Source organism: Lysinibacillus sp. NPDC092081 (assembly GCF_044755845.1).
In the GTDB taxonomy this organism is placed as follows: domain Bacteria; phylum Bacillota; class Bacilli; order Bacillales_A; family Planococcaceae; genus Lysinibacillus.
The window spans coordinates 82,991-94,659 of sequence record NZ_JBIVRU010000017.1 but is presented as its reverse complement, the minus strand read 5'-3'; the positions used below and the strand labels follow the sequence as shown (position 1 = coordinate 94,659).

Below are 11,669 nucleotides of genomic sequence, written 5' to 3'. Positions count from 1 at the left end.
CGCCAGCGTTCGTCCTGAGCCAGGATCAAACTCTCCATAAAAAGAAATTTGATTAGCTCAAATTGTTTTGCTGGCATCATGTTTGATGTCCAAAATTTTGTTTCGTTCACCAACGAAAGGTTAGTTACTAAAAACTTTATTGATTACGTTTTGCTTGTTCAGTTTTCAAGGTTCATTTCCACCGTCGTTCGACGACAGGATTTAATTATATCAAAACATCAATGCGTTTGTCAATAACATTTTTTCAAAACATTCACTGTCTAAGTGACAGGAATTAAAATATACCACAATAACATTTCATCTGTCAACACTTTCAATCAAATAAGTTTTTTTAATATAGTAGACTAAGCGACAGCTAAATAATACTATCGGATTAAACTCTAATGACATTTCAAATTCCCGACTCAATCGAGGGCTGCCAACATGATAATATCGCTCCTATAAGAGTCATAAGAAAATCATTTTTACATTTTCTTATTAAGCGAATGGGGGCTTTTGTGCAAACTTTTATATAAATAACTTAATCTATCACATTAAATAAGAGCATGTTTCGATCATTTTTTTCAAAACATGCTCTTTAGATATGTTCCCATATCAAGGCTATATCGTTAGTTTAATCAAACTTAATTACAAAGCTACAACGGGCTACTCGTTTTCTGTGGAAAGTTTTGCTCTGCGACAGGAGCACTAAGTTGTCCTCCGCTACAAGGAACTAAAAATGGGGATAAAAAAGCAAAATATCAACAAAAAAATCCTTTTACCGGTCTACATTCCCCAAATCAACACACCTACTATTATTTATTCTTCTATATTGTGCAATAAAAAGCTTGTCGCCATTTGGAACTGCAAATCATTTTGACGATCCTCTTTGTATTTTTTCAACGTTTCGTTCAAACTGTTAAAGAAGGTAGTATCTAGATAAATATTATCTTCTGCTTTTGTCAATTTCTTATCCTCTCGATAAAGTTTAACAGCCTCCGCCGTCGATTCATCCAAGTAACCGTCTAAACGAGGGATTTTATAGCCTAGCTTTTTTAAAGCATTTTGCGTATAAGCAATCTCCTCACTCATGTCGCCCTCTTTAAACTTCCCTGATAGTGGATGCATTTGGAAAGCGAATAATTCATTTTGTTCAATAACTAAATTAGCCTCAATACCTTGCCCATGAATCCATTCGCGCTTTGGTGTCAGCCATTTATTTGTGGACAGTTTAAGCTCTCCACCATTTTTCAGAGACCAAGACTCCTGTACTGTCCCCTTTCCAAAACTTTTGACACCAACAAGGGAAGCACGTCCCCAGCTTTTTAAAGCGCCACTAAGTACTTCACTAGCAGATGCACTGCCCGCATTCTGTAAAACAACAATCGGTATTTTGTACATTGTCTCTAAATATTTTTCATCAAAGCTTTTTGATTCCGTTTTTAATGGTTCCATAGCACCTTCAGCATTTTGCATATAGGCAAATACTTTGCCTTTCTCCAATACTGTGCTTAGTAGCGCGGCGACGCTATGTAAATAACCACCTGGATTATCCCGCACATCAATTACTAACCCTTTTATATCTTTTCGAAGCAATTTACTCGTTTCGGCAACCCATTCATTGGCCGTTTTCTCACCAAATAGTGAGATTTCCACATAACCTATCGGAGTATTTTCTACGTTCACTACTTCGCTCGTTACTGTTTTATTGGAAATTGCCGCTCGTTCCATCGTCATTTTAATATGTTTATCTTCACTTGGACGATAGACGACAATAGTTACTTTCGTCCCCTTCTCTCCTTGAATTAATTTCATTAGTTCACTCATCTTTTTACCATCTACTCGAACGCCATCAACTTGTACAATTTCATCGAGAGAGCGCATTCCTGCTTTATCTGCTGGGGACGAACGGACTGGAGACACAACAATAAATTTTCCGTCATTTTCAGATAGCTCAATCCCAATGCCCACTCTTTCCTCGGCTAACATTTGTCGGTGTTGTTCCGCCTCTTCCTTCGAATAATAGGTACTGTAAGGGTCCTTAATAGCATCTGCCATACCACGAAGTGCCCCCTCCACTAATGCATCTTTTTTCGTACTGTAAACAGATTTTTCCTCAATTAAATTCAACGCTTCATTAATCGAGTCAACTTCTGCTACGACCGGCTCCTTTTTATCCCCTAAATTAAACCAGTCAAAATAAAATCCACTACCTAGCAATAGACTACTAGCAAGTACGCCGACACCAGCCATTATTTTGCGCAAACCTTCCCTCCTCCGTCTCTTTTACTGTATGAATTTAATTTTTCAAACATACAAGGTTAGTCTTCAAAACAATTTGTTGAATTCTATGATTTTTATTTTACGAGTATTCTATTGCTTATCTCGGATATTTGTCTTCTTAGCGCGAGTATTCTTTCGTTAATCGTGGGTATTTGCCTTTCTAGCGCGGGTATTCTATCGCCAATCGTGGGTATTTATCTTTCTAGCGCGGGTATTCTTTCGTTATTCGCGGGCATTTCCCTTCCTAGCGCAGGTATCCATTGACGAATCGTGGACGTTTTATAAATTCGGAAATATTTACGTAAAAAATCTGCTTCGTTTCTTCGTGAAAACGAGCAGATTCTTTGATGTTATTTTTTTGTTTAGTCTAATGCATCTACATAGTTTTTTAACATTTCCACATTCATTGGCCCTTTAATAGCACGTCGAATATATCCATTTGAATCAATAAAATAGGTTGTAGGAATCGTTAATATTTGATAGGCTGAGCCTGCTGAGTTTTTCTGGTCAAGTAAAATAGGGAAAGTTAAATTGAAGCTATCTCTAAATGTCATTACCGAATCTACTTTTGCGTCATCTGTAACATCTCGTTCAGCCTGTGTTAAATTGACAGCTATTATTTCTACATTATCTTTTTTAGCATATTGTTCATAATAATTTTGCATATGTGGCATTTCCGCCTTACACGGTGGACAGAATGTTGCCCAAAAGTTTAACACGACTTTTTTTCCACGAAGCTCACTCAATGTCACATCTTTACCATCCAAACTTGTTAAAGTAAAATCCGGTGGCGTATCTCCATTGTTTAAACCAATCTTTCGATCATCCATTTCTTTCCCCAGAGAAGCTGTTCCAATTTCACGATCCTTATCAATCTGCTGTTTAACATATGTACCAATCATCGCGGCTACTAATAACACGACGATAAGCAGCCCAATATTTTTTTTCATTCCTTACCTCCCAATAATTCAGTACTTTCTCTTTGAACAGAATCATTTAGATACGCCAGCAAAACGCTGTATCGCAATACCTAATATCAATAATATGACGCTCACCCCTACAGCCGGTTGCCATAAACCATGTGGCTGAAAGAGAGCAACAATCATAAGACCAATCGTATATAAAAATAATGCACGATTGATAGCTGTTATTTTCCATAATATGAGGACTGTTAGTGTACTTAGCACAAGTAAAGTAATCATTTCACTATTGGTTTGATTATCATTTAGTAACACCACAAGCCATTGATAGATCGATTGCGTTAAAATGATTGCCCAACCACAAGCAGCGATTCCAGTTGCGTCAAACTGAAATTTTTGTCGCTTCCACCAAAGCTGTAGCGATGCTGCCATTACTCCTAAAAAGACACCAATTGTTCCACCATTAAAATAAAGGAGTGCAAATGGTTGAGCGATAACAGCTTTAAAATCAGTGACAATTATGCTAAATTTCCAAACGACAATAAAGGTAAAGACTGCGTCTCCATACACCTCCGCCCATTTCTTCGGAAATTGTACCCGTACAACTAGCCATACAATGATAAATGCCACAAGAAGAGCGACAGCTGTTGCTGGTAATGTTAGTGTCCGAATAGAGAACCATTCTGTATTATTCACTTACTAAATCCTCCACAAGAAAAGATAGCTTCAGCATAGCATATAATCTTTATATGAACTGTCATTTCACACCGTGTTCAAAAATTCTCCCTGAAACATGCAAAGAATAGACTCTTGATAAACAAAAAAAGCTATACATTAGAAGAATCCTAATGTATAGCTCACGGTATTTTTAAATCGGAATATATTTTAAAGGATTGTCACTTCCGACTGCTTGTCCTCTCCATGGACCGATGTGCACTTCAAAGTGCAAGTGCGGTCCTGTTACACGTCCAGTCATACCCATCGCTGCTATTTGCTGACCTTGAGATACCTCTGAACCAACACTAACATTGAAAGAATTTAAGTGTGCATACACTGTCGTATAAATTTGACCGTTGACAGAATGTGTAATGATGACACAATTACCATACGTGCTTAGTGGAGCAGCATAGGAAACAACACCGTCAGCAGCTGCCCAGATTGGAGTACCTACACTATTGGCAAGATCGATTCCATAATGGAACTCTGAACCGCCAAACTCACGCCAGCCATAAGTCGATGTTAAACGACCATTTGTTGGTTTAATCCAAGTACCATTCGTTTGTGGGGCATTGTCTGTTGAAGATCCAGATCCAGACCCACCACCTTTATTGCTTGAATTAGCTGCCTTGGCTGCGGCAGCTGCTGCTGCCTTACGTTTCGCTTCTTGTTGTCGAGCAACTTCAGCTAAACGATTTTGCTCATCAATGATTTTTTGTTGTAATTCCGCACTAATGTCAAGAGCCTCAGAATATTCTTTCTCAAGCAATACTTTTTCTGACTTCAGCTTTTCTTGTTCTTTTTCTAATTGATCAATTAATTTGTTCTTCTCCGATTTCTGTCCGTTCAATGATCTTTTTAAACGATCAAGCTCAGTTTTTTTCTCTTCGAGCTTATGGCGTTTTTCTTCTAAGACTTGCTTTTGTTCTTCTAATTTTTGCTTGTCCTCTTTTTGGTCACGGATAATTTGGCGATCCGCTTCAAGTAATGTATTGACAGCAGAAAATCTATCAATAAAATCTACGAAGCTATTAGAACCAAGCAATACGTCTAAATAGCTAACAGAACCACCTGCCTGAATGGCACGCGCACGCTCCTCTAACAATAAATCACGCTCTTCAATTTTATGCAGAAGCTCTGCAATGGAATCTTCTAAAGCTGTTATATCATCATTTGCAGATTGAATGTCTGCCCATACATTTTTGATATTACTATTCGTTTTGTCGATTTCAGCATTTAATGTTTGAATTTGATCTAATAATTTTTGTTGCTTGTTTTCATTTGTAGAAATAGCATTTGATTTATTTTTGATGGATGAATTTAAGCCATCTTTCTTTGATTCAATTTGTTTTTTTTCATCTTTTAAATCCGATAAACTAGTTGCATACGCTGATGGAGTTTGGATAAAAAGAAATAGTGCAGATGCTGCAGCAAGTGTTTTCATTGAGTTTTTCGCCATACTTTTCACCTATTGAACTCCTTTTCGACAATTATTTTTTTGAATTTCGTTCTGTTTGAAGCCTAACGAAAACTAGATTTTTAAAAACTTACGTACTGACATGAAACTTCCCCAAATACCAATTAGTACACCGATGAGTAATAGTAGACCGCTTACTTGGTACACAAGAGGCGAGAAATCAAGTACTTGAACAAGTTCGCCTTTTAATCGAGGCGCAATAATTTTATATACATTGTGGTAAAGGGTTGCGATGACCGCAATCGGAATAATAGAACCTAAAATTCCGAGCCACATTCCTTCTAATAAAAATGGGATACGCACGAATGAATTCGTTGCTCCGACAAGTTTCATAATTTCTATTTCATCACCGCGTGCAATAATGGTAATTCGAATTGTATTAGAAATTAAGAAAATCGCTGTAAATAATAATCCTAAAATAAGCACTATCCCTACGTTGCGGCTAATATTTAAGAAGTTAAATAGTTTTTCTACTTTGCCTTCACCATACATAACGTCATATGTATACTCAAATTTATCAATTTTTTTAGCAACTGTAGCTGTTTGGTGAGGATCGGAGGCCTTCACATAAATAACATTACGTAATGGATTACTTTGCTCAAATAGTTTAAAATCGTCCCCAAAATCTTTAACTAATTTCGTTAATTCATTTTCCTTAGTCGAATAGTTCATCTCTGCGATATCTGGTAATTTCTTTATTTTTTCCATAAGCGCTTTTTCAGCAGCTTTATCTGCTGTTTCATCGATTAACACTTTAATTTCAACATCATTCTCTAAATCAGATGCTACTTTATTTAAATTCATCATAATAAGCGTGAATACGCCTACTAATATTAATGTAACTGTTACTGCACTCACTGAGGCAATAGTCATCCAGCTATTACGGCCAAGAGACTTAAAACTTTCTCGGAAGTGACGTTTTACTGTACTAAATTTCATAGCCGTAGTCACCTCCATGCTCATCACGGACAATCATTCCGCCTTCAATTGCAATTACTCGACGACGAATCGTATTTACGATTTCACGGTTATGGGTTGCCATTACAATAGTTGTACCTCTTGCATTAATTTCTTCGAATAAATTCATAATGTCCCAAGATGTCTCAGGGTCAAGATTCCCAGTAGGTTCATCCGCAATAACGACCTTCGGTACATTCACAATAGAACGTGCAATCGAAACACGTTGCTGTTCGCCACCTGAAAGTTCATTAGGGAACATTCTTGCCTTTTGCTTCAGTCCCACGAGCTCTAAAACCTCCATTACACGACGGCGAATTTCTATTGGGTCTTCCTCGATTACCTCAAGTGCAAACGCTACATTTTCATAAACGCTCAAACGAGGTAGCAGTTTGAAGTCCTGGAAAACAACACCGATTTGACGACGTAAAAAAGGCACCTTTTTATTTTTCAATTCTGCTAGATTTATGCCATTAACAGTGATTTCTCCAGAAGTAGCTTTTTCCTCGCGGTACATTAATTTAATGAATGTAGATTTACCTGCACCACTTGGACCTACAACATAGACAAATTCACCTTGCTTTATGTTAACGGAAAGCCCATTTGTCGCAACAACGCCATTTGGGTACTTCTTTGTCACATTTTTCATTTCTATCATATTTAAACCACCTAAATCTCTTACCATGTAAGAGGTATTTCGTTACCTATTATAGCATTCTATTTCTCCCTTTTTTATTACAGTTTCATTTCATTACGTGGTAGTTCTTGTTATTTCGTTATTTGATTGCCATAAAAATAGCATAAACTCGACATATAAGAAAACAGAAATCGAGTCCAATAGAGGAAAGTCGATTTCTGTTTTTAAAGTCTTCAAGCCATAAAAAAGCATTCAAGCTATGCTGTTTTGCATAACCTGAATGCTTGTTATTAGTTAGATTTGCTGCTCGTCAGTTGTTGTATAGCGTACTAAAACTGCACCTGTTTTAGACTCACCTTCGATAAATAGACGATTAGCATTCTCTACTTCTTTATCAAAACGTACTACTTTTGATAAAAATTGATCCTGTGATTCAATTTTTGAGACATCTTGAATACCAACATCCACTTTACCAAAATTCGTAACAATTTTACCGCTTAACGATATTGTACGTGGTACATACAATTCAACGGCTCCTGCGACTGTTTGTGCTTTGATTTTCGATGAATTAGTAGAGCAAGTTGTGACAACAACATGTCCATTAACCGATTTTGCTTCAACTTCATCCAATGCGCCATCTAAATAGACACGGCCATTCAATGTTTCAGCCTCTAAATCTTTACCACGAACATTTGTTAATTCAATCGAACCATTAGAAGAATCCACTTCTGCCTTTCCAAAGTTAAACTTAGAGCCTTTAATCGCACCGTTTAATGTCTTTACTTTTAATTGCTCGAAATCTGTATCTTGTAATGTAACACTACCGTTCATTAATCGTACTGATAATTTTTCTAATTTATCCTTTGGAACAAGTACTTTAACATTTACTTGAACAAGCTTTAGTTGACTTAAAATTCGTAGTGAATCTCCATCTTCTTTAACAACGAATTGCTCTAGGAAATTAGCACGTGTTTCTTCTTCACTATCATTAACAAGAGGTGCCTTTACTTTGCAAATGACTTGGAAGCTATCTCCTTCAGTAGTTTCTAATGAAAAATTGCCATTCGGTAATTCAGCAATTATTTTTTCTACATGTTCAGCTGCAACTTCTTCCGTATGTGTAAACTCGAATTTATCACCAAATGGAGAAGTGACATCAAATTCTTTGACCTTTTTTACTGCCGTATTCATCATATCCATAAAGAGTGAACCGATTTGTGTTAAATCTTTACGGAAATCTCGCATTTCTTCTTGGAAATATTTTGAGAAATCTTCATCTTTTTGCGGTTGTTCATCTTTGTGACTTTCATTTTTAAATACTGACTCTTTTTCTGTTGAGGAATGCTGGTCCTCATTTGACACATCATTCATAACATTTTGAGTGGACTTGCTAGGTTGCTCTAATGCTTCTAATAATGTAATCGCCTCTTGCGCTGAAATTGTTCCTTTTTCCACAAGTTCTAAAATTCGTTGACGTTCATTTTGCATAATTAAAATAGCCTCCCTCAGTTCGTTATATTATTTATACGATTCATCTTGTGAAAAGTTTCACCTTAAAAATGAAAATATTGGGTATATATCTTTTTTTCATTACCATAACGTGGGGTTGATTTCCGTTCCTGCTGGAATTTTTCCTAGGAGCGTCTAGCCTCCACTACAATCAACTTATCCACATGTCATACGTTTTAACATAATGTCACCCAACTTTTGATTTTTTTTGGAACACTTTCACGTTTTATCACCCAACTTCCGATTTTTATCGACATCCGCCTTCGAGCACGTAAAAAAAGTTCGCAACTCCCCCTTAGGGAGTTTACGAACTTTTTATAGTTATTGAGAAGCCTTTGCTAAAACAGCTTCCATACGCATACGATCTCTTGTTAATATTGGCTTCAAATATTTCCCTGTATACGATCCGTTTACTTCTGCGACTTCTTCTGGTGTACCTGTTGCAACAATAGTACCACCTTTGTCTCCACCTTCTGGTCCTAAATCGATAATGTAGTCTGCTGTTTTGATGACATCTAAATTATGTTCGATTACTAGCACTGAATCGCCATTTTCTACAAGACGCTGTAAAACAACGAGTAAACGTGCAATATCATGCGCATGTAAGCCCGTTGTTGGCTCATCTAAAATATAGAATGATTTACCTGTTGAACGACGGTGTAATTCAGAGGCTAATTTTACACGCTGTGCCTCACCACCAGATAACGTTGTGGCAGGTTGTCCTAATTTCATATAGCCTAACCCTACATCCACAATTGTTTGTAGCTTACGCTGGATTTTCGGAATATTTTCGAAGAATACGACTGCGTTTTCAATCGTCATATCTAAAATATCCGCAATGCTCTTATCTTTATATTTCACTTCTAGTGTTTCACGGTTATAACGCTTCCCATGACAGACTTCACATGGCACGTAAACATCTGGCAGGAAATGCATTTCAATTTTTATAATACCGTCACCACGACAGGCTTCACAGCGACCTCCCTTAACGTTGAAGCTAAAGCGACCTTTTTTATAGCCACGTATTTTCGCCTCATTTGTTACTGCGAAAACATCTCGAATATCATCGAAAACGCCTGTATACGTAGCAGGGTTAGAGCGAGGTGTACGACCGATTGGTGATTGGTCAATATCAATAACCTTTTCTAGCTCATCTATCCCTGTTATTTCTTTATGTTCTCCTGGCTTCACCTTTGAACGATTAAGCTTTTGAGCCAATGACTTATATAAAATTTCATTAATAAGCGTTGATTTACCTGACCCTGAAACCCCTGTTACTGCAACGAATAAACCAAGTGGTACATCAACCTTCACATTTTGAAGATTATTTTCCTTGGCACCTTTAATCGATAATTTACGTCCATTCGGTTTGCGTCGCTCAATTGGCAGTGGAATAAACTTTTTGCCACTTAAATATTGCCCCGTTAAAGACTTTTCATTTTCCATTACTTCCTGTGGTGTTCCAGCCGCTACAATTTGACCACCATTCACACCTGCACCAGGACCAACATCAATAAGATAATCCGCCGCCAGCATCGTATCTTCATCGTGCTCGACAACAATAAGCGTATTGCCGATATCACGCATATTTTGCAGTGTACTAATAAGACGGTCATTATCACGTTGATGCAAGCCGATTGACGGCTCGTCTAAAATATAGAGGACACCGGTTAAACGCGAGCCGATTTGTGTCGCAAGGCGAATTCGTTGAGCCTCTCCCCCCGAAAGTGTTCCTGCTGCTCGACTTAACGTTAAATAATCTAACCCTACATTGACAAGGAAACCCAGTCGTTCTTCAATTTCTCGTAAGACAAGTCGAGCGATTTTCATATCCTTTTCTGATAAATCCAGCTCTTTGAAAAATGTATCAGCTTCCTGAATTGAATACTGTGTAACTTCACCAATATGTTTATCTGCTAGTTTTACAGCTAATGTTTCAGGCTTTAAGCGATAACCTTTACAAGAAGGACATGCTTGCTGCGCCATATATTTTTCCATTTGTTCACGCACGTAATCAGACGTTGTCTCTTTAAAACGGCGCTCCACATTACGGACAACACCTTCAAATTCAATCATTTGATCTCGCACATTGCCAAACTCATTTTCATAATGGAAGTGGATTTTCTCTGTACCAGAACCATATAAAATTTTATCCATCTGTTCTTTCGGAAGATCCTTTACTGGGACGTCCATCGGGATATTATAATGATCGCATACAGCCTTTAATAACTGTGGATAATATTGAGAGCTTGTTGGTTCCCACGGTGCTATAGCATGCTCTAATAAACTACGGTCCCAATCAGGCACTACTAAATCAAGATCTACCTCTTGTGTCGAGCCTAAGCCATCACAGCTTGGACAAGCTCCAAATGGACTATTAAATGAAAACATGCGAGGCTCTAGCTCACCGATTGAAAATCCACATAATGGACAAGCATGATGCTCACTAAATAATAATTCCTCATGTTCCATCACATCGACAAGGACACGCCCATCTGCCAAACGTAATGCTGTCTCTAAGGAATCACTAAGACGTGCCGCGACACCTTCCTTCATCACAACACGATCGATGACTACTTCTATTGAATGCTTTTTGTTTTTATCAAGTTCAATTGCATCATCTAAATCACGTAGCTCACTGTCGATACGTACCCGAACAAAGCCTTGCTTTTTTAAATCTTCTAGTAGCTTTACATGCGTTCCTTTACGCCCTGACACCATTGGAGCAAGCAACTGCATTTTCGTTCTTTCTGGATAAGTTAATAAACGATCGACCATTTGCTCAATTGTTTGGGAGGTAATCTCAATACCATGATTTGGACAAATAGGCTTACCGATGCGCGCAAATAGCAAACGTAAATAATCATAGATTTCCGTTACTGTCCCAACTGTAGAACGTGGGTTACGGCTCGTCGTTTTTTGATCGATTGAAATAGCAGGAGATAATCCCTCAATCGCATCGACATCTGGTTTATCCATTTGACCAAGGAATTGACGGGCATAGGCTGAAAGGGATTCCACATAGCGACGTTGTCCCTCTGCATAAATCGTATCAAACGCTAATGACGATTTCCCTGAGCCCGATAAACCTGTTAGCACTACTAATTGATCGCGTGGAATTGTGACATTGATATTTTTTAAATTATGTGCTCGTGCGCCTTGCACGACTATTTCAGTATTTTTCACAAGC

The 11,669-nt window shown here is 37.7% G+C and carries 8 protein-coding genes; all 8 read right to left on the bottom strand.

Translation table 11 applies throughout. From position 1 onward, the window contains the following. Positions 1-798: 798 nt before the first annotated feature. Positions 799-2,244 carry a S41 family peptidase gene (locus ACIQLB_RS19685; protein ID WP_400729635.1) on the bottom strand — a complete coding sequence of 482 codons (1,446 nt, stop codon included), beginning with the start codon at positions 2,242-2,244 and terminating at the stop codon, positions 799-801. 380 nt (positions 2,245-2,624) lie between these two features. Continuing rightward, complete coding sequence (locus ACIQLB_RS19680) at positions 2,625-3,212, bottom strand: redoxin domain-containing protein (RefSeq protein ID WP_400729632.1); 588 nt, start codon at positions 3,210-3,212, stop codon at positions 2,625-2,627. 42 nt (positions 3,213-3,254) lie between these two features. Continuing rightward, a complete protein-coding gene (locus ACIQLB_RS19675; RefSeq protein ID WP_400729629.1) occupies positions 3,255-3,878 on the bottom strand; it encodes a hypothetical protein in 624 nt (207 codons plus the stop codon). 172 nt (positions 3,879-4,050) lie between these two features. Next, positions 4,051-5,367, bottom strand: coding sequence for a murein hydrolase activator EnvC family protein (locus ACIQLB_RS19670; RefSeq protein ID WP_483869706.1), 1,317 nt, complete (start codon positions 5,365-5,367; stop codon positions 4,051-4,053). 63 nt (positions 5,368-5,430) lie between these two features. Beyond that, positions 5,431-6,315, bottom strand: a complete 885-nt coding sequence (ftsX, locus tag ACIQLB_RS19665; RefSeq protein WP_400729626.1) for a permease-like cell division protein FtsX — start codon at positions 6,313-6,315, stop codon at positions 5,431-5,433. After that, the gene (ftsE, locus tag ACIQLB_RS19660; RefSeq protein ID WP_400729623.1) at positions 6,305-6,991 is read right to left on the bottom strand and encodes a cell division ATP-binding protein FtsE; all 687 of its coding nucleotides are present in this window, start codon (positions 6,989-6,991) and stop codon (positions 6,305-6,307) included. The genes ftsX and ftsE overlap by 11 nt, the downstream gene beginning before the upstream one ends. A gap of 273 nt (positions 6,992-7,264) precedes the next feature. Then, positions 7,265-8,458 (bottom strand): DUF4097 family beta strand repeat-containing protein, encoded by a 1,194-nt coding sequence (locus ACIQLB_RS19655; RefSeq protein ID WP_400729620.1) that lies wholly within the window; start codon positions 8,456-8,458, stop codon positions 7,265-7,267. Positions 8,459-8,800: 342 nt separating this feature from the next. Beyond that, on the bottom strand, positions 8,801-11,665 hold the full coding sequence (gene uvrA / locus ACIQLB_RS19650) for an excinuclease ABC subunit UvrA (protein WP_400729617.1): 2,865 nt from the start codon (positions 11,663-11,665) through the stop codon (positions 8,801-8,803). Positions 11,666-11,669: the final 4 nt, after the last annotated feature.